We start from the raw sequence: 18,877 nt of genomic DNA, 5'->3' as shown, positions 1-18,877 counted from the left end.
CGTGAAATTTATATCAGATGTAAAACTGCTGTTGAAAATAACACAAGAGTATGTAAATGCACAGTTTACCATTGCTTTTTCTGCGATTTTTTCATTGCTGTTTTTACTTTATAGTTTTAATTTTTCAGAAGGTGTATGGCGGCCTTATGTACTTGCATTTTTTGCGATTTATATTGGTACAACAATATACGTATGGCTCATATCACTTCTTATTAAAAAGGATTTAGCGGAGCACCGAGAACTGACAAAGCGTACACGACTTCTCGGTATTCCATTGATTTTAACCATTTTCGTCGGGAATGTATTTGCTGCTGGATTCGGCTTTATGCTCGCAACGAAAAACAAAACGGCAGAATATACTTTTGCTGTTTATGCATTTTTGACACAAATATTCATTATCCTGATTTCAGGATTAAATTTGTTCAAACCATATGTAGTCGATACATTTGTTCTTGCTATGGGCGGATTTATCTTACTAACATTGCTGTATTTAGCAACAGCTGTGTTAATTGCGAAGTTTGTCACGGTTGATACAGCACCTAAATGGATGCTGCCGCTTGGAATTGTACTGCTTATTCCAACAGTGACAGGCAATTTTTTCTCGCTGTTGCTAGGCATTACACTAATTCGTAAAGCGCGGAATTCAGATCCGTCCGCTGTGGAGAAATGGCAAAAAACGTGGAATAAAATATTACGTAATACGATGGCGGTTTTTGGCCTGTTTTTCATCGTTTTCATGTTCAGTTTATCGGTTGTCAGCTCATGGACCTTTGATTATGACTTTGCAGTTGAAAACAATTATGCGGTATTGCTGCAAACACCGTCACTTGAATATCCGTTAGGTACCGATAATTTTGGCAGGGATTTATTTTCCCGAATTGTATTCGGTGCGCAGATATCTTTAATTGTTGGTTTCAGTGCAACGATCATTCCCGCAATAATCGGCGGTGCGCTCGGTGCGATTTCAGGCTATTACGGAAAAAATACCGACAATATCATTATGCGTGCATTGGACATTTTATATGCAATTCCTGGTATTCTGTTGGCGATTGCGATTATTGCCGCATTTGGCGCAAATACGACCAATTTGATTATCGCATTAAGTGTCGGCGCAATTCCGACCTATGCGAGAACGATGCGGGCAAATGTATTGCAAATTTCAAATTATGAATTTGTGGAATCCGCCAGGGCATTAGGGGCAAATGACCGTTCGATTATTTTCAAGCATATTGTCCCAAATGCATTAGCACCAATGATAGTTAAAGCAACATTAACAATCGGAGGAGCCGTTATTTCAACTAGTAGTTTAAGTTTCCTCGGGTTAGGTATTGAACCGCACATACCGGAGTGGGGAAATATTTTAAAAGTTGGAAGTACGTATTTAGAGTCACATTCATATTTAGCGATTTTCCCGGGACTATGTATTATGCTGCTTGTTTTATCGTTTAACTTTTTCGGCGATGGATTGCGTGACGCATTGGACCCAAAATCTAATTAACTTTTTGGAGGAATTTTTCATGAATAAAAAATTATTTACGTTAGCATCAACAGCAACAGTGGCAGCAGTAGCATTAGCAGGCTGTGTCGAAACAAAATCGGATGTAAAAGAAAATGATTCAGCAACTACTGAAACGGCTGGGGCAAAGCCAGTCATCGAATTACTTGGTATGGCTTCTTCTGAGCAGGACATGAACATCGTACGTGACCAGTTAGTGAAGAACGGTTTCGATGTAAAACTGAATATCCAACCGGATTACGGTTCATTCACAGCACAGCAAGATGCGGGCAACTTTGACATTGCCATTTCAAGTTGGACGACTGTAACAGGTAACCCTGACTATGCAGTACGCGGATTATTCAAAACTGGTGGGGACTACAGCCGTACTTCAGATGAAACAGTCGACAAATTAATCGATGAAGCGAGTACGCTAACAGGTGATGAAGCAAAGGAAAAATATAAAGAGCTGGAACAAGCTTTAGTATTCGACAATGCCTATATTGCACCATTATATATTTCTCAAAAGTTCCAAGGTATTTATAAAGCAGAAGTAAATCCTGATACAGTACGGCTGCCAAAATCACGTGCTCAAGCATGGGAAACAATTTCATTCAATGATGAAGCGAAAAATGCTTCAGAAACATTGGTCCTTCACCAAGCATTAGCTTCATTAACATCACTTGATCCGGTTAAAGCAAACGATGGCTCGATTAATACATTAAACACAAATATGTATGTTCGTTTAGTAAACTTATCGGATACAGATGAAGTCGTATCAGAAGGCTCACTTTCTTATGACCACGCAGTAGCCGAAAACAATGAAGAGTATTATTTCGTGTTGCGCGATGATATTAACTTCGCAAAAGTGGAAGGGGAAAAAGCAGTTGATACAGGGGATTTAGTTTCAGCAGAAGATGTTGTATTCTCATTAAACCGTGCAAAAGACGAAACATCAGTTCCGGATCACCGCACATATTCAATCCATGAAAATATTGATACAGTTGAAATCGTATCGGATATTACTTCATTGGAGTCAGTGAAAACAGCAGATGGCAAGTCTGTTTTAGAAGAATTATCAGATGACCTGCCTGCAGCAATTTCTGAAGTTGTGACAGATGAAAAAGATGTAGACAATGCAGCAGGGAAATACCAAGTTGTAAAACTAACAACGCCAAATCCATTCCCGCAAGTATTAAACTACTTAGCGCACCAATCTGGCGGAATTGTATCTGAAGCGGCAGTAACTGCAGTGAACACATTTGATGTAGCAAGCTATGACCCGAACACGGATATTGCATACGGTGATCAATCGACTGTTACGGAAGGCGCAAGCTATGCAAACCATTTAGCAGCATCAGGTCCGTATATTTTAGTGAAGAAAAATGACTATGAAGCAACATTCGTGAAAAACCCTGCATACCAGGCAGGAACTGAAAACGAACCGAAAATTGAAAATATCAGCGTTCGTTTCATCCAGGATAATGACAGTGCACTATCAGCATTGCGTAATGGTGAAATCCACGTATTACAATCAGTTCCTGAAACGAAAACAGATGTAGTTGAAGGCGATGAAAACTTACAATTAAAAACAGCCGACAGCAACGCAGTATCGTACTTATTATTCAATACAAGCGGTCGTGAAACAGCAAAATCTGCAGACTTACGTAAAGCAGTCCTTCACTCGATCAATCAAGATGAGTTCATCAGCTACTACCAAGGTAAGAAAAAACCAGCTGTATCAACAGTTTCACCTTTAATTGACACAGGTTTAAAACTGGAAGCAGACAGCGAAAAAGTTAAAGAATTCTTAAAAGCATATAAAGAGTCAAAATAACATCATAAAAAACCGAAGCAGCTATTAAAAGTTGCTTCGGTTTATTTGTTTTAATGGATGGAACTAAAGATTATGAAACTTGCGGTGATAAATAACCGGCTTTCATGATGTGTTCAAACATTTCCTTCTTAACGGGTTTGGAAAATAGATAGCCTTGAATTACATCGCAGTCATTCTTCTTGAGGAATTTAAGCTGTTCAAACTCTTCCACACCTTCTGCGACCACATTCATCTCCAACGATTTTGCTAAATTTAATGTAGCACAAATAATACCGTTATCTACCTTGTCCTCATTATTAATATTATCAATAAATATTTTATCGATTTTAATTTTATTCGGTTTAAACTTTCGAATCGAAGCTAAAGATGCATAGCCGGTACCAAAATCGTCAACCGCGATTCGAATCCCGAGGTCTTTTAAGCTTTGAATCGTTGAATACACACTCGATTCTATATTCAGCAATGTATCTTCTGTAATTTCGAATTCCAATTAGAACGGATCGATCCCATATGATTCAATTGTGTTTTGACATGTTGAAACAATCCTTTTTTCATAAATCGGATAGGGGGGACATTAATTGCAATGGGGATGATGGCAATCCGTTTTCTTTGCATTCTTTAAGATATTGGCACACCTTTTCAATCACCCAATCGGTAATTCCATTGATCAAATGGTTTTCTTTTACAAGTGGGATAAATTCACCAGGACAGGAATGAGAGTATTTATTAAAAATGGAAAAATATACAATGACTAGGTAATTTGTGCTAAACTGATTGTAACAGTTTACAATAGGAAGGTAGTTTAAACGTATGAAAAAAACAACATTATACTTGGCTCTCTTTACAACTCCAGCTGTCATCATAACTGCACCTGCATACATCAATGCTGCAAATGACTGGCAGGTTGAAAATGTGGAAAACCTCATCGATCAGATTAATCCATTTAGCACTACATACGAATATTATTTAATAGAGGCAAAAAATGCATATTATTCATTATCGACATATCAGCAAAGTAATGTTCGTAATTCGACAACACTATTTTATTATTTAGGAAGTACTGATAACCAACAAACTTATCTGAAGACGTTCTCGGATAAAATGGCTGCCATTTCTGCACGAAACAGTACTTTTTTGCGTGATATTGAGGAAGCGAATCGTTATTACCATTCTCTAACGATATCACAGCAAGCGATAATCCCAAATTATTTATACTTACAGCTTCAAAATTATTTGGAAAACATAGCAAAAATGAAAGCAGTACAACTTGATTTTGAAAAATTATCCGTACTGGACAGCAGTTATATTTACAGTTATGAAACTGCCATGAAGGCGTATCAATTATTGCCATATGATTTTCGAATGTTGCTCACACCACTAATGAGTGAGAAAAAGCGTGAATACGAAACGTATATATCACCAGCAAACAATCGTTCAGTCGCACAACAAGTAATAAATGAAATTTCCAAACTGTCGACAAGCTCTTCAATGGAAGAAGTAGCATCCGTGCGTGCTAAATACAACGGTTTGACGATCTTACAGCAAAACTATGTAGCCAATTATCGAGATTTACTTTATATCGAAGAAGTACAACGCAACACTTCATATGGGTGGGATCCTTATTATATTGATGAAAAGGAAAAGCCAACTGATTATCCGACAAACATAGAAGTTTCAAAAAAAGGACAATTGTATACGGTAGTAATGCCGGCTACAGAAATGAATCAGTATACGAACACAAAAATAGCTGTATCGGATACTATTACACTTACAATCCCTTATGATGCGGTGCCAAAAACAAATAATAATGATATTGTGACAATGACAATTGAAGAAATTAATGAAGATTCTATACTGTTTACTGCAAGTATGTATGATGAAAACTTCGAATTTTCTTCCTATATTGATATAGAATTAAAGGGATTGCCTTCTTCAACTACCATTGTTCGTCTAGATAACGATGGGGAGTATATAGCAACGCCATACAGAAAAATTGCAAATAAAAATATAATAAAAACGAAAACATCCGCACAATTTAAAGTTGTAAATAGTCGAGTGCAATTTTTTGATATTCAAGCCGATGGGCATCAATATGAAATTGAACAGTTAGCGAAACGTAAAATCGTTAGTGGGGTAGAAAACGGATATTACAAACCGAATACGCAAATAACTTTGGCGCAATATGCGGCAATGATTGCCCGTTCGATGAATATTACGACAAACGAAAGTTCCACATATCTAGATATCAGTGGAAAATGGTATGAAACTTCTATAGTGGCACTGTTGGAAAATGGTATACTTGAGCATCCAAATAGTAACTATTTCAATGCAGGGAAAGTTGTCACACGGCAGGAAGCGGCTGTTTTATCGATACGGATGCTGCAATATGCGGGGGTCCAAATTTCAGATCCTGATTATAAAAAAATCCCATTTACTGATTTTAAACAGCTTTCTACGTCTGACCGTTATTTTGTAGCAACAGCTTATGAGTTTGGAATTTTTGGTGGTAAGAAAAACGGCCAATTTGACCCGAATGGAAAACTGACACGTTCGCAAATGGCAAAAGTATTATATAAAACATTGCAGATCGCAAAAATGATTTAATTCAGTTTGGCAAGAAAAAATGAAGAGGGGAGCAAATAACACAAAAGTGCCATTTTTCCGTGGGGAGAAAAATGGCACTTTTTAGCTGGCCGTAAAAATCGACTGGGATATCTACTTCAGTTCCAGCTGCATTATCATTATTGCTGTGCTACACGGTGGTACTCTTTTACTGTACCATCTGCATATTTAATTTCAATTTCCACTTCCAAATAGCTGTCCGGTTGTTCAAATTTTTGCAGCACTTCATCAATTACCGCATCATCTTCTGAATTGATATCGAATGTGAAGCTTTCAAAAATCGGAACCAATTTGTTCGTTGCTTCATTACCTTCAATTTTTGTTTTGTTCACTTCATCTTCGATTTGTGCTTCTGCGCGAGATGCTTCATTTTCATAACTCACTTCATAACTCTTATCATCCGCATACTTGATATCCAAATCAAAGTGAGTAAAGTTAAATGGGGCATCCGGAGTTTCGGTTACAGTACTTGTCTGATTCATTGTATTTTGTTCTGTCGGCGCATTTTCAGGCAAATTGGTTGCTTCCTCGCTGTCACCACAGCCTACTAACAATGCAGTTGTACTTAATGCGCAAATTAATGCAAATTTCTTCATGAATGGAAACCACCTTTCTTGTAACTATTGTTAAAATACCCGATTTATTAAAAATTAATCAGCTTCATATTATTTAGAAAAATATAGTTATTTTTATTTAAGTCAAATTATCTAGTTACAGATTTTGGGTACATAGACAAACAATTTAAATGTAAAAATATTCTATATTTAAATAAATTTATGTTACACTTATTTCGTGAAATAGATTTTAATGGAAAATGATTTAACCTTGAATTTATCCATTATCTATAATTTATTTCAAAAAACCAATTGGAAATGACTTTCAAATGCAGGAGGATGTTTAAATGAAAAAGATGACTAAAACTGTTTTGGCTACAACGTTGGGGACTTCATTGATGCTTACATCAATTATGCCTGCCGTTAAAGCGGAACAAGTAACACCGGATATAAGCAGCTGGGCAATCGGTACATTAAATGAAGGCGAAAAATTCGGTATTTTTCCGATCGAATGGTACTATGACGGCTTCCGTTCTACTATTACAGCTGAACGTTTAGATTCATTAATTAAGCTATCTGCTCAAAAAATTGCAACTTTAAATTTGGATAAAAACGAAGAATTTAAACCAGTAGCGGTAAAAGGCGATGGCACACGCGGTGATATTATTAACCGTCTTTATAATATTGTCGGCCAATACAAGTTAAATACAGAAAAAGATGCTGTTACATATATGCAGAAACAAAAAATATTACAAGGGTCAGACCAAGGCTTGATGCTCGACAAAAAAGCTACAACACAACATGCGGTAATTTTTGCAGTACGCTTAATACAGAATATATTTGAGCAGGCAAACGCAGGTGCAAAAGGTGTTGCATGGGTAGTGGAAGACGAAGATACAAAAGTGTATTTGCTTGGTTCCATTCATGTAGGAACACCTGATTTATATCCTATGCATAAACAATTAACGAAAGCCTTCGATAATTCGGACGGCCTTTTCGTTGAAGCGAACTTATTAGATCCAACTGGTATGGATTATTATATCGAAAAAGCAATGTTTAAAGATGGACGAACGATTAAAGATGTTGTAAGTGAAGAAACGTATGCGAAACTTCAAAAAGTCGCAACTCAACTTGAAGTGCCTATGGAAGAACTGGAAATGCAAAAGCCTTGGTTGCTTTCAAATAATTTTTCGACAATGATGATGGACGGGGCATTTGGTTTAACAGCAGAAGAAATGGCGATGCATGGGGTAGATATGCAATTTTTATTAAGTGCTTACTTACAGCAAAAGCCTATTTATGAGCTAGAAGGTGTTAATGCACAAGTCGATATGTTTGAAGCTTTATCTCCAGAAGCCCAGGAAGAATCATTGGTAGCCGCTCTTGACGGTATTTTGGAGCCTACTGAACAATCTGAAGAAGATGTACAGTTAATGGCAGACTGGTTCACGAATTGGGTCAAAGGTGATGTGGAAAAGTTTGCGGCAAGCTTAACTGAAATGGAAGGAGACACATCCGAGTTCAATCAGATGCTGTTTGGTAAACGTGATGAAGAAATGGCCGCAAAGCTTGTTGATGTATTGGAAGAACAGCAAGGGACATTCTTTGTCGTTGTCGGCGCAGGTCACTTCTTAGTCGATAAAAATATTCGCTATCATTTAGAACAAAGCGGTTATGAAGTAAAACCATTTTATCAATAAAAATAAAAGCGCATGGGGCTGGTTACGAAAGTAACTGCTCCATGCGCTTTTATTTTTGGAAATCCATAATAAAACTGTTACTAAGCGTTTAATAACGCAAGCACAGGTCTTCCGGCAACCATGAAAACGATGTAAACCGAAAGTGCTCCTAAAATAGCATAACTAGGCTTCCATAAACCCGATAAATAAAAAACAAGTACAGTAAATAACACCATGCCGACAGCACCAAAAATGGCGTTTTGCTGGACAATATGAAAAGTATCTTCCGTCATATTTTTCATTTGCAACCGCATATTGAGTAACGTTAAGATCGGAAGCAATGTTATAATACCGGACAAAAAGTGCAGATTCGATTTGCTTAACCATGAAGCCAGCAGCATAACTGTACCGCCAAGAATAAACTGAATGACATAAAACAAGGACCAAATACCTCTATTCCATTAAAATACAATAACTATAAATCAATGTGTATCAACAATCAACAACATTTTCGGAAAATAGAATTAATTAAGTAAAATGAGATTTCCTTGGCTTATTTTAAGTATGAATTATATGATAAATTGCATTAATTCACTCAAGTAGTAAAAATATGTTGAATTATTAAGTCATAGTAGTGTACCTTTATTGAAAATGATTATCATTCCCATGGTATTGAAAGATAAAGCGGGTGAGGAACATTCAAACAAATGATTTAATAAAATATTTCGCCAACTCAACGGTTCAATTTTCGGATTTATTTGTAACGAGTTTAGGTCCATATGTACATGATCACAATCGTAATACGGCTCCATGTTTCTACGGACTAGTTATTACTCTTTCGGGTAGTGCAAATTTTTCGTTAAATGGAGAAGTATACGCTTTACAGAAAGGGGTTATCCTGCATGCCGGACCTAATATGGCGATTGATATTACGGTCACGAGTGAAGAACCATGGCATTATACGGTACTGCATTATGAAATGATAAGCAGCCCCTTTTCAGTGGAAATAGGCCATTTTAAAATTGAAACAGGTCATCATCATAAATTGGATTATTTAGTCCACCAATTAATCCGTTTCGAAAAAATACCGGGTGATCTAAACAGGCTGAAATGCAAATCCCTGTTTATGCAGCTGGTGGAATTTTTCGTCATTTGCGCAAAAATGCAAACATCAAATAATGTGGTGGACCAGGCCATTACATTTATGACCGAACATTATACATTACCTATTACGATAGCAGAAATCGCGGAAGAGGTAGGGTGTGACCGTCGACGCCTTGCCTATTTGTTCGATAAGCAAACCGGCATGTCACCCATTCAATTTTTAACGGAAATCCGGTTAAAACAATCGAGGGAATTGCTGCGCACGACATCAATTCCGATTAAGAACATTGCTGAACTAATCGGTTACCAGGATGCATTCTACTTTTGTCGTGTTTTTAAAAAGCAATATCATCTGACACCGACAAATTTCCGAAAGCAATATTTAACTGTTTGAGCAAAAGTCCATTCCTTTTGTAAAAAACTCTATGTACGTAAAAATATTCTTTTGATATTATCGATATTGTACATAAGGTGATAATGATAATCGTTATCGATTAAAACAGGAGGAAAGAATTATGAAGAAATATCGTACATTAATCTTTGCAGGGGCATTGTCTTTAATGCTTGCTGCATGCACTGCAGATGAAGAGGTGGATTCGTCATCTGCAGGTGAATCAGAAAATAAATCAGAACAAGTTTCAAATGTAGAAAAAACAGTTGCAGATGAAGAAACAGAACGAAAAATATCTTATTTAGGGAACGACTATGAAGTACCGGAAAAAGTAGAAAGGATTATTGCAGCAAGTCTGGAAGCGATGGAAGATGCAGCAGTACTTGGTGTAAAGCCTGCTGGTGTTATTTCTATGGACGGTAAGACAATTCCTAAATACTTGGAGTCAGATTTAGCAGGAGCAACTGTTGTCGGTTCAAAAAAAGAACCAAGCACAGAGGCAATGCTTTCTACAAATCCTGAGGCAATTTTAGGTACTAGCAAATGGGATGAAGCACAAATATCCAATTATAACAAAATAGCAACGACATTCCCTTATTCTCATATTTCTACAAACTGGAAAGAGAACTTATTATTATTTGGCCAATTAGCCGGTAAAGAATCAGAAGCACAGAAAGCATTGGATGACTATGATACGAAATTAGCCAGTACGAAAAAATCGATTGCTAACAGTGAGCTGAAAGATAAAAAGGTTGTAATCATCCGCGTACGTGGCGGGTTGTCGGTCTATCCTGCAGGAGTATATTTAAACCCTTCAATTTATGAAGATTTTGGATTTACAGTGCCGGAAGAATTGAATTCAATCGAAGCACAAACAACGATTACATATGAAACGTTGGCAGAGTGGAACCCGGACATGATTTTCCTTCAATATGCTGATGATGAAAATAAGGATACTCCTGAATTATTACAGGAGATTTTAGATAATCCGATATTCAACAGTACAACTGCCGCCAAAACAAATAATGTGCACGTTAATCTAATTGATGCAATGGCACAGGGCGGGACAGCATGGTCAAAAATTAACTTCCTGGAAGCATTTAATGAGAACGTATTAAAATAGGTGCGAATTATTCAATAGACAGCTTCAGAGAAGGTAGAACAGACTTTACAATATTTCTGTGAAAGGGCTGTCCCGGAAAGGTTTTCCGGGCAGCCTCTTTCTTTTATTCAATAAAAGGAGGCCTATACTTTTGAATTTTTCATATCGGCATTTCATTTTATTTTCAACAATAATGCCAGTTCTGATTGTTTTTGTGACACTCATGTCGATTTCGATGGGTACAAAATCAATCGCGCTTGAAACGATTATCGATGCAATTATCCGTTACGACAAAGAAAATGTAGATCATCAAATCATATGGACTGGACGGGTACCAAGAGCGCTCGCTGTATTATTTGTTGGTGCATTTTTAGCAACAGCAGGTGCAATTATGCAAGGGGTAACTCGAAATTTCCTTGCGTCACCATCAATTATGGGCGTAACGGATGGATCAGCCTTTTTTATAACGTTGGCCTTTGTTTTTTTGCCAGGAATTTCAAGTTTTAATTTAGTCCTCCTTTCTATGCTAGGTTCACTTTTTGGCGGTGCACTTGTATTTGGTTTCGCATCCATTATTAAAAACGGTCTTTCCCCAGTAAGACTGGCAATTATCGGTACTGTAATCGGTACGTTTATAAGCAGCATCGGAACAGCAATTGCGATGTATCGTCAAATTTCACAGACGATTACTATGTGGTACAACTCGAAAGTACATATGGTAGAAATGGAATTAATCTATTTATGTGTTCCAATTGGAATGATTGGATTAATACTGGCCATTTCATTGGCGCGCGCTGTAACGATTACTGCGCTTGGCGAAGATGTTGCTGTCGGCTTAGGGCAGAACACAAGAATAGTAAAGCTATTAAGTATGTTAGCTGTCGCTATATTGACAGGTACTGCTGTAGCTCTTGTCGGCAAAATTGCTTTTGTCGGTTTGATCGTACCTCATATTGTAAGAATGCTTGTGGGCGTCGACTATCGAGTAATTATTCCTTGTTCGGCTGCTATGGGTGCATTTTTCCTTTCAGGATGTGACCTCATAAGCCGTTACATCAATTTTCCGTTTGAAACACCGATTGGAGTAGTAACCGCGCTTATCGGGGTACCGTTCTTCTTATATTTAATTCGACGTAAAGGCGGGGAAAAATATGCCGCTTAAAAAAACAAGATGGCTTATTATTATTTGTACACTGTTTTTCATACTTCTTATAGCCATGTATATACATTTAACGAGCGGTGCATTCACGATGACGACGCCGGAAGTATTTAAGACTTTACTGCGGATTGATTCGACAGAACAATTTGATTTAGTCATATTTGATTTTCGGCTGCCTAGAATTATTACGGCTGCCCTTGTCGGGATGGGCCTTGCGATGGCTGGCGTTGTGCTTCAGGGGATTACAAAAAATGCCCTTGCTGATCCTGGAATTATCGGAATTAACGCAGGTGCAGGCTGTGCAATTGTTATTTTCATGTTTTTCTTTCATATCGAACTCATTGATGTGGAAATAAACAGCCTTATTAAAATATTGATTGTTCCGATTTTTGGTTTTGTAGGAGGAGCAATAGCTGCAATAATTATATTGGTCATTTCATTTAAACATGGACGTATGGATATGCAAAGGCTGATTTTAACAGGCATTGCGATTAATACCGGCTTTAGTGCTGTTACCCTATTCTGGTCACTGAAAATGGATGAAGGGGATTATCAGGCAGCCGCTATTTGGATGAATGGTTCCATTTATAATTCCAACTGGTATTTTGTCAATGCAATGCTGCCATGGCTGATTATTTTAGGGGTTTATATTTACAGGAAAGCCTATTTGCTCGACTACTTTCAATTGGAGGAAGAGACGATTACAAGTCTTGGAATTAGTATAGAAAAAGAAAAAATTAAACTATTGCTCGCAAGTGTCGGACTTGTCAGTGCCTGTGTTTCCGTTTCAGGGAGCATAGGGTTCATTGGATTAATGGCACCGCATATCGCCAGGCAGCTAGTCGGTATTCATCATCGCTATATGATACCGGTAAGTCTTTTTATAGGGGCTGTATTGCTTGTGTTTTCAGACTATGTAGCGAAAACACTCTTTTCACCTATAGAACTCTCTGTTGGGATTGTCGTATCACTTGTAGGGATTCCATATTTTCTGTATTTACTTGTTAAATCGAAAGGGTGAGATATATTGTATGCATTTGAAGTTGAAAGCTTAACAACAGGTTATGAGAATACAAGAATTATTGAAAATTTAAATGTAAGTATTCATACAGGTAAGATTACAACGATTATCGGACCTAATGGATGCGGTAAATCAACTTTATTAAAAACAATCGGCCGAATATTAAAAAAGGAATGTGGCGAAATTTTTCTTCAGAATGAAAACATGAATACAATGTCTACTAAGGAAATCGCAAAAAAACTGGCATTACTAGTACAGTCACCGGCAGCACCGGGACAGTTGAAAGTACATGAGCTTATTTCGTATGGACGCTATCCTCACAGGAAAAATGTTGGACGCCTTACGAAAGAAGATAACGAAAAAATCAATTGGGCAATGGAAGTCACAAATACTCTAGAGTTTCGAAATCGGGAAATCGCGGCACTTTCAGGGGGGCAACGTCAGCGCGTGTGGCTGGCGATGGCTTTGGCGCAAGAGACCGATATTTTACTGCTGGACGAACCGACTACATACTTGGATATGGCACATCAACTGGAAGTGCTTGAAATTGTTCAGCATCTTAATAGAACATTTGGCTGTACGATAATTATGGTGCTTCATGATTTGAACCATGCTGCAAGATTTTCAGATGAACTAATTACAATGAAAAAAGGGGAAGTGCTTCATACAGGCACACCCGAACAAATAATGAAAGCCGACATACTAAAAAGTGTATTCCAGATTGACGCTAAGATTATGATTGATCAGGAACATCAGGTACCCGTCTGTTTCTCATATAATTTAATGAAATAGGTGAAGTTAATGCAATCAAATTACAATGACTATTCTTATATTGTGGACATTTACGAACCGTATGAAACTCCTCCGGCACAAGGGTTTCCGGTAATCATCGTGTTGGATGGAACACGCTACAGTAAACTTATGTATGAAACAATGGCAATGCAGTTGCGAAACCGAAAAAAAACATTAGTGGAGCCAGCAATAATTGTTGGTATCGGCCATGATGAAAAAGATATTCCAAAACAGCGATTCCATGATTTCACGTCACCGGCAGATCACTATCATTTTCCTGTTCGCAGGGGGAAAGTGATGCAAGAGCTTCCGGCTGGGGGAGCAGTACAACTAATCGATTATATTTTTCAGCAAATTGTACCGATGCTTCAGGAAAAATATACAGTTGACGATCAGAAAATCTCGCTGTATGGACACTCTTTAGGCGGATTATTTGTGCTGTGGAGCTACTTAACTTATCCCGAAAGCTTTTATAAATATGTAGCTATTAGTCCTTCGATTTGGTGGAATAATCATGAGCTTTTTCGTACAATTCAACAAGCGGAAAAACCTTTTGCAGCTGCTCTATACATAGGAGTCGGAGGTGAGGAGGGCGATATGGTAGATGATGCCCAGAAATTTGTTGAAATGGCTTCGGAGAAATGGATTAATTATGAGTTTTATATAGCAGAAAGCGAAAATCACGCATCCGTCATTCCAACTATGATGAGCCGGGTTTTGCGATTTTTAAAATCAGAAGAATAACTAAACTTACCAGGTGGAAACGAACCGGCAGTTAATAACTATATAAATTAAGGGTGAAATTCTCTTTTACATAATACTCCATTAATACAAATTCATAAAACCGCCCTTTATTGTGAGAGAAAAGGGCGGTTTTTAGTATGATTAGCAACTTCCTTATTGTTAACGTTTTAATACTAGGACAGTTGAACAACATGTTTTATGTAGTTATTTGAGGGAATAGATGACTATCACGCTTCATACATCGTTAGCAACATGGATATAGTAGGAGGAATGCAAAATGGGAAACAAAGAATCTGAAACAAATAAAAAATCATATAACCGCTTACCGGATGAACGTAAAGACGAGAAAGTAGAAAAATTTGATGAAACGAATCATGTAAATGTACAAAACGAATCAATGAAAGATGATTTATTGCTTAAAACGAATAAAGAATCGTATAACCGTTTACCGGATGAGCGTGATGATAAAAAAATGGAGAAGTATAATGAACGAAGTCATGTTGAAGGAAATGAGGAAAAAAAAAGCCTAAAAACGAATAAAGAATCATATAACCGGTTACCGGATGAGCGTGATGAAACAAAAATGAAAGATTACAATGAACGCAGCCATGTAGAAGATAACATAAAACAGGAAAAAACTGTTGAGACGGTGAAAGAGTCCTATAACCGGTTACCGGATGAACGTAATGACGAAGAGATGAAATCTTATAATGAACGCAGTCACGTGGAAGGCAATCAGCAACAGGAATCGAGTGTTGATACCGAGAAAGAATCGTACAACCGTCTTCCTGACGAACCTGTTCAGGAGACATCCGTACATGAAAAATATAAAAGTAATAACAAATAAATTTCATCTCCATCTACGCAAAAAAGCATCGACTTAATTCGATGTTTTTTTTGTGTAAACTATTATTAACTTCTAAGCTGATACCAGCTGAACAGCATTGCAATTAAACTGATGCTCAAAAATACCCCGCCAATTACAAGTGATGCATGGGCATAACTCGTTTTTATAAATATGTATTCATTTGTATCTGACATTCCCCCGAGAGATTGTATCCAAATAGTGCCGAGTGAATTGGCAATAGAACCGTTAAAAACAATTAATATCAGCCCAATAATCGCAAATATGCTGCTTAATTTAAGTAAATCTGAGTTTTTGGTCGAATTAGTCATGTTCTCCCTCCAATATTCGATTGATGTTCAAAATGTCAATTAGTTGCGGAAATTCGGCAATGATATGATGGGCTTTTTTTATTTCTTCATGTTGGGCAAAATCAAAGTTCACTGCAATGGCTAGTAGATTGTTATCAATTGCAGCGATAATATCTGATGCGCGGTCGCCAACGACAAAACCACTGACTATATTCTGTTCCTGCTTTATTTGTTCAACAAGATGGGACTTATTTCTTGATGGAATAATGTCGATACTATAGCACTTTTGTATCCACCGATTTAACTTAAAAGTAGACATAATCGCTTGTAAATAAGCGGTTTCACCATTACTTGCAATAAATAAAGGATACGATTTACTTAATATTTGAAGTGTCGACACTACGTTTTCGTAAAGTGCACCGTTTCCTAGGCGGATTTCTTCAATAAGTGCCGACTGAAAATAATAATTGCTCTTTTCACGAATTTTATCAGAGTGATTCGGACACAACGTCTTCCATACAACATCAAGAGGAACACCCATTATTTCTCGGTATTCATCGATAGGGGTAGCACCTGTCCAAAGCTTATTTTGGCGTAAATACTCAAAGGTACGCTCGAGTGCCGGTTCTAAAATAAGATTAGTTTGAAATAAAGTGCCGTCCATATCAAAAATTATTGCCGTTTGCATTACCTTCACCTCGTTTTGATTTTATAACCAAATGTTTCCCCATTTTTTAGATTGAGTTTGTGTCCATTAATAATGACAATCTCATCGGTCAGCCATTGAATATTTGCATTTTCGGCATGTCTTTCGTAATAAAACTGTTTTTTAAATCCTAATGGGCCATCAAGTTCCCCCCGAATTCCAAACGATCCCATCGCTCCTGCATCAAAAGCATAGAAATCCAAAGTATAGCCCATATCCGGCGAATAAGATTTTACCAGATGCTCTGTACCACCAAATGAATAAACAATGATTTTTAAAGCGAAAAATAAAAGAATGAGTGATGTAAATAAAATGGAGATGGTATTCAAGAAAGAAGCTACCACTTTTTTTAGGCGTGACAATTGTTTGTATTCCTTAAGTAACGAATAAATAATCAGCACAAAAAGGAGAGCAAACACAATGAGTGTTGTATAGGAAAATGTCCATAATGTATTACTCATTATATAAACGCAAACGCCGATAAAGGCCAAACATAAAGTGAATAATGTAATGGCAGACCAAAAATTTCGCAAAATAGCACCTCACACCAAAATGGAAAATAATGTTTTCAAACTTGACGCTATAAATTATGTAAAGTTGCACAAAAAAATCAGCCGTATACATAATAGCTACGGCTGCTTCTTACTAATTATTGTGCTGGGTTTAATTCAAGTTCTACTTTAATTTTAATATCTTTTCCAACTAATACGCCACCTGTTTCAAGTGCTGCGTTCCATGTAAGACCAAATTCTTCACGGTCAATTTTCGTTTCCGCTTCAAAACCGTAAACTTCAACACCCCATGGATTTGTTCCTTTACCGCCATATTCTACATCGAATACGGCTGGTTTCGTTACATCTTTAATCGTCAAATCGCCTGAAACTTTATAATCTTCACCATCTTTTGTGATGCTTGTCGATTTAAATTTAATGTCAGGGAATTGCTCAGTATCAAAGAATTCCGCTGATTTTAAGTGGTTGTCACGATCTTCATTGTTTGTATTAATACTTGTCGTATCAATCGTAATTTCAATTTGCGCCGATGTTAAATCTTCTAAATTATCCACTTCTACATCAGCTGAATAATTAGTGAACTGACCTTTAACTTTCGAGACCATCATATGCTTGACTTCAAAACCAATTGTTGAGTGTGCCTGATCGATTTGCCATTTTGCCATGATAAATTCCTCCCAACTATTATGAAACCCAAGAAGTTCTATACCTTGAATTCGAGATAAATTTACCATATTAGGATAAGGGTGTCAATTAAAATATAAGACTATTTAAATAATTCAAACATTTTACAATCCATTAATTTTCCGTCATTAATTTTGCAATTTCTTTATCAAAAATGTCATTCCGTTTTAGCAATTCATCAATGACAAGTTTTTGACGTTCCTTAGAGTGGCCTTGGCTTAATTTTGCCGTAGCTTCAATGGAACTAATCCGAATTTTAAATGGCACAATGCCTTTTAATAAGCCGTTCATATATTTCGGATCAACAGTATTTACATCATAGGAACTATTAGGTACTTCATATTTATCAATTAAATGGTGAAGGGATAGGCGGATTTCCTCTTCATCCTCCATCAGTTCGATAAATCCCTTTACATGAACCGCCACATAATTCCACGTAGGTACAGAATCTTTTGTTTCATACCAGGAAGAAGAGATATAGCTATGCGGGCCATTGAAAACGGCGAGCACCTGCTGATCGAGAATATCTTTCCATTGTGTGTTAGCGCGTGCAAAATGACCGTAAATAAACTTCCCGTCTTCACCTAAATATAGCGGTAAATGCGTGGCAGTCGGTACACCTTGGTGAAGTGAGACAACTGTCGCAAAACTATACTCATTAATAATCTGGCGAATCCTTTGTTCATTTGTTAATTGATACTGCTTTGGAATGTACATTATTTTCCCTCACAAATGTTTAGTCATAATAAAATCTTTTTGTTCTTCTTCACCCATGAAAAAAGAGTGAGAGCCTGTTTTTTCAAAGCCAGCCTTTTCATAGAACGCAATTGCATTCAGATTTTTTTCCCATACGCCGAGCCAAATTTTGTTTTTGTTCTTTTCATGGGCCAGTTTGATCGCTTCGTTCATTAACACTTTCCCTAAACCAAGTTTCTGAAAACGGTTTAAAATATAAATTCGTTCCACTTCCAGAGTTTCTTGCCCCAATTGTTCGGACTGCGCTTCCTCTGTATTGATTTTTAAATAACCTGCCAGCTCTTCATTTACATAGAGTAACTTAAATAGAGAGTGTTTATTTTTGATCTCAGCTGTCAATTTTTCTACTGAAAAAGCATCATTCAAATAATCAGTCATACTTTCTTCACTATTTTGCTCATGAAATGTTTCGTAAAATGTATCACGGCTGATTGTTTGTAAAGCGTCTAAACTTTCGGTAGTACATTGTATTAATCGAATGTTCATCTAGAATCCCTCTTTTTAATAATTTCTATTTATTGTTATGATCATAACTAATAAAATAATTGTTTCATAATATTCGAG

General features: G+C 37.0%; 20 protein-coding genes. 11 read left to right on the top strand and 9 right to left on the bottom strand.

Translation table 11 applies throughout. From position 1 onward, the window contains the following. The first annotated feature begins 1 nt into the window (after position 1). Together MHH37_RS10520 and MHH37_RS10515 are read left to right on the top strand one after the other, a co-directional pair. The gene (locus MHH37_RS10520; protein ID WP_339261830.1) at positions 2 to 1,498 is read left to right on the top strand and encodes an ABC transporter permease; all 1,497 of its coding nucleotides are present in this window, start codon (positions 2 to 4) and stop codon (positions 1,496 to 1,498) included. Between the two features lie 19 nt (positions 1,499 to 1,517). After that, entirely contained in the window at positions 1,518 to 3,332 is a 1,815-nt protein-coding gene (locus MHH37_RS10515; protein WP_342572836.1) for an ABC transporter substrate-binding protein, read from the top strand. A gap of 70 nt (positions 3,333 to 3,402) precedes the next feature. On the opposite strand, the gene MHH37_RS10510 is transcribed toward MHH37_RS10515, so the two are convergent. Then, the gene (locus tag MHH37_RS10510) at positions 3,403 to 3,822 is read right to left on the bottom strand and encodes an EAL domain-containing protein (protein ID WP_342572834.1); all 420 of its coding nucleotides are present in this window, start codon (positions 3,820 to 3,822) and stop codon (positions 3,403 to 3,405) included. Positions 3,823 to 4,142: 320 nt separating this feature from the next. Here MHH37_RS10510 and MHH37_RS10505 point away from each other — a divergent pair, with 320 nt between their 5' ends. Next, positions 4,143 to 5,936 carry an S-layer homology domain-containing protein gene (locus tag MHH37_RS10505; protein WP_342572832.1) on the top strand — a complete coding sequence of 598 codons (1,794 nt, stop codon included), beginning with the start codon at positions 4,143 to 4,145 and terminating at the stop codon, positions 5,934 to 5,936. A gap of 137 nt (positions 5,937 to 6,073) precedes the next feature. Here the strand turns inward: MHH37_RS10505 and MHH37_RS10500 are convergent, their stop codons facing one another. Next, positions 6,074 to 6,550: a YusW family protein gene (locus tag MHH37_RS10500; RefSeq protein WP_342572830.1), complete on the bottom strand. Its 477-nt coding sequence runs from the start codon at positions 6,548 to 6,550 to the stop codon at positions 6,074 to 6,076. 305 nt (positions 6,551 to 6,855) lie between these two features. On the opposite strand from MHH37_RS10500, the gene MHH37_RS10495 reads away from it, so the two are divergent. Beyond that, positions 6,856 to 8,208 (top strand): TraB/GumN family protein, encoded by a 1,353-nt coding sequence (locus MHH37_RS10495; RefSeq protein ID WP_342572828.1) that lies wholly within the window; start codon positions 6,856 to 6,858, stop codon positions 8,206 to 8,208. Between the two features lie 80 nt (positions 8,209 to 8,288). Here MHH37_RS10495 and MHH37_RS10490 read toward each other — a convergent pair whose 3' ends face one another. Then, positions 8,289 to 8,627 (bottom strand): GlpM family protein, encoded by a 339-nt coding sequence (locus tag MHH37_RS10490; protein WP_014823793.1) that lies wholly within the window; start codon positions 8,625 to 8,627, stop codon positions 8,289 to 8,291. A gap of 248 nt (positions 8,628 to 8,875) precedes the next feature. Here MHH37_RS10490 and MHH37_RS10485 point away from each other — a divergent pair, with 248 nt between their 5' ends. From MHH37_RS10485 to MHH37_RS10455, 7 genes are all read left to right on the top strand, one after another. Then, a complete protein-coding gene (locus MHH37_RS10485; protein WP_342572824.1) occupies positions 8,876 to 9,685 on the top strand; it encodes an AraC family transcriptional regulator in 810 nt (269 codons plus the stop codon). Positions 9,686 to 9,806: 121 nt separating this feature from the next. Further along, entirely contained in the window at positions 9,807 to 10,805 is a 999-nt protein-coding gene (locus MHH37_RS10480) for an ABC transporter substrate-binding protein (protein ID WP_342572822.1), read from the top strand. Between the two features lie 130 nt (positions 10,806 to 10,935). Beyond that, on the top strand, positions 10,936 to 11,946 hold the full coding sequence (locus tag MHH37_RS10475) for an iron ABC transporter permease (RefSeq protein WP_342572820.1): 1,011 nt from the start codon (positions 10,936 to 10,938) through the stop codon (positions 11,944 to 11,946). After that, positions 11,936 to 12,964 carry an iron ABC transporter permease gene (locus tag MHH37_RS10470; RefSeq protein WP_342572819.1) on the top strand — a complete coding sequence of 343 codons (1,029 nt, stop codon included), beginning with the start codon at positions 11,936 to 11,938 and terminating at the stop codon, positions 12,962 to 12,964. Before MHH37_RS10475 ends, MHH37_RS10470 begins: the two co-directional genes overlap by 11 nt. Before the next feature lie 6 nt (positions 12,965 to 12,970). Further along, the gene (locus MHH37_RS10465; protein WP_008403643.1) at positions 12,971 to 13,756 is read left to right on the top strand and encodes an ABC transporter ATP-binding protein; all 786 of its coding nucleotides are present in this window, start codon (positions 12,971 to 12,973) and stop codon (positions 13,754 to 13,756) included. 9 nt (positions 13,757 to 13,765) lie between these two features. Further along, positions 13,766 to 14,500, top strand: coding sequence for an alpha/beta hydrolase-fold protein (locus MHH37_RS10460; RefSeq protein ID WP_342572817.1), 735 nt, complete (start codon positions 13,766 to 13,768; stop codon positions 14,498 to 14,500). A gap of 277 nt (positions 14,501 to 14,777) precedes the next feature. Continuing rightward, positions 14,778 to 15,347: a hypothetical protein gene (locus tag MHH37_RS10455; RefSeq protein WP_340798535.1), complete on the top strand. Its 570-nt coding sequence runs from the start codon at positions 14,778 to 14,780 to the stop codon at positions 15,345 to 15,347. A gap of 65 nt (positions 15,348 to 15,412) precedes the next feature. Here the strand turns inward: MHH37_RS10455 and MHH37_RS10450 are convergent, their stop codons facing one another. The 6 genes from MHH37_RS10450 to MHH37_RS10425 all read right to left on the bottom strand — a co-directional run bounded on the left by MHH37_RS10450 (position 15,413) and on the right by MHH37_RS10425 (position 18,799). After that, entirely contained in the window at positions 15,413 to 15,676 is a 264-nt protein-coding gene (locus MHH37_RS10450) for a translation initiation factor 2 (RefSeq protein WP_065215921.1), read from the bottom strand. Then, positions 15,669 to 16,343 (bottom strand): HAD hydrolase-like protein, encoded by a 675-nt coding sequence (locus MHH37_RS10445; RefSeq protein ID WP_339261807.1) that lies wholly within the window; start codon positions 16,341 to 16,343, stop codon positions 15,669 to 15,671. Before MHH37_RS10445 ends, MHH37_RS10450 begins: the two co-directional genes overlap by 8 nt. Positions 16,344 to 16,348: 5 nt before the next feature. After that, positions 16,349 to 16,894: a DUF5412 family protein gene (locus MHH37_RS10440; RefSeq protein WP_342572810.1), complete on the bottom strand. Its 546-nt coding sequence runs from the start codon at positions 16,892 to 16,894 to the stop codon at positions 16,349 to 16,351. A 116-nt stretch (positions 16,895 to 17,010) separates the two neighbouring features. Then, a complete protein-coding gene (locus MHH37_RS10435) occupies positions 17,011 to 17,538 on the bottom strand; it encodes a YceI family protein (RefSeq protein ID WP_014823802.1) in 528 nt (175 codons plus the stop codon). A 133-nt stretch (positions 17,539 to 17,671) separates the two neighbouring features. Further along, a complete protein-coding gene (locus MHH37_RS10430; RefSeq protein ID WP_342572807.1) occupies positions 17,672 to 18,274 on the bottom strand; it encodes an FMN-binding negative transcriptional regulator in 603 nt (200 codons plus the stop codon). 9 nt (positions 18,275 to 18,283) lie between these two features. Continuing rightward, entirely contained in the window at positions 18,284 to 18,799 is a 516-nt protein-coding gene (locus MHH37_RS10425; RefSeq protein WP_342572806.1) for a GNAT family N-acetyltransferase, read from the bottom strand. Positions 18,800 to 18,877 lie beyond the last annotated feature (78 nt).

Origin of the sequence: Solibacillus sp. FSL K6-1781 (assembly GCF_038630735.1) — a bacterium.
Lineage (GTDB): Bacteria > Bacillota > Bacilli > Bacillales_A > Planococcaceae > Solibacillus > Solibacillus silvestris.
The sequence above is the reverse complement of the archived record's forward strand: the minus strand, read 5'-3'. Positions and strand labels throughout refer to the sequence as shown.

Excerpts from the sequence above, each read along its gene's own strand:
- MHH37_RS10500 (WP_342572830.1), bottom strand. The coding sequence starts at position 6,550 with ATGAAGAAATTTGCATTAATTTGCGCATTAAGTACAACTGCATTGTTA.
- MHH37_RS10505 (WP_342572832.1), top strand. The coding sequence starts at position 4,143 with ATGAAAAAAACAACATTATACTTGGCTCTCTTTACAACTCCAGCTGTC.
- MHH37_RS10425 (WP_342572806.1), bottom strand. The coding sequence starts at position 18,799 with ATGAACATTCGATTAATACAATGTACTACCGAAAGTTTAGACGCTTTA.
- MHH37_RS10435 (WP_014823802.1), bottom strand. The coding sequence starts at position 17,538 with ATGGCAAAATGGCAAATCGATCAGGCACACTCAACAATTGGTTTTGAA.
- MHH37_RS10455 (WP_340798535.1), top strand. The coding sequence starts at position 14,778 with ATGGGAAACAAAGAATCTGAAACAAATAAAAAATCATATAACCGCTTA.
- MHH37_RS10515 (WP_342572836.1), top strand. The coding sequence starts at position 1,518 with ATGAATAAAAAATTATTTACGTTAGCATCAACAGCAACAGTGGCAGCA.
- MHH37_RS10445 (WP_339261807.1), bottom strand. The coding sequence starts at position 16,343 with ATGCAAACGGCAATAATTTTTGATATGGACGGCACTTTATTTCAAACT.
- MHH37_RS10430 (WP_342572807.1), bottom strand. The coding sequence starts at position 18,274 with ATGTACATTCCAAAGCAGTATCAATTAACAAATGAACAAAGGATTCGC.
- MHH37_RS10470 (WP_342572819.1), top strand. The coding sequence starts at position 11,936 with ATGCCGCTTAAAAAAACAAGATGGCTTATTATTATTTGTACACTGTTT.
- MHH37_RS10450 (WP_065215921.1), bottom strand. The coding sequence starts at position 15,676 with ATGACTAATTCGACCAAAAACTCAGATTTACTTAAATTAAGCAGCATA.
- MHH37_RS10480 (WP_342572822.1), top strand. The coding sequence starts at position 9,807 with ATGAAGAAATATCGTACATTAATCTTTGCAGGGGCATTGTCTTTAATG.
- MHH37_RS10495 (WP_342572828.1), top strand. The coding sequence starts at position 6,856 with ATGAAAAAGATGACTAAAACTGTTTTGGCTACAACGTTGGGGACTTCA.
- MHH37_RS10460 (WP_342572817.1), top strand. The coding sequence starts at position 13,766 with ATGCAATCAAATTACAATGACTATTCTTATATTGTGGACATTTACGAA.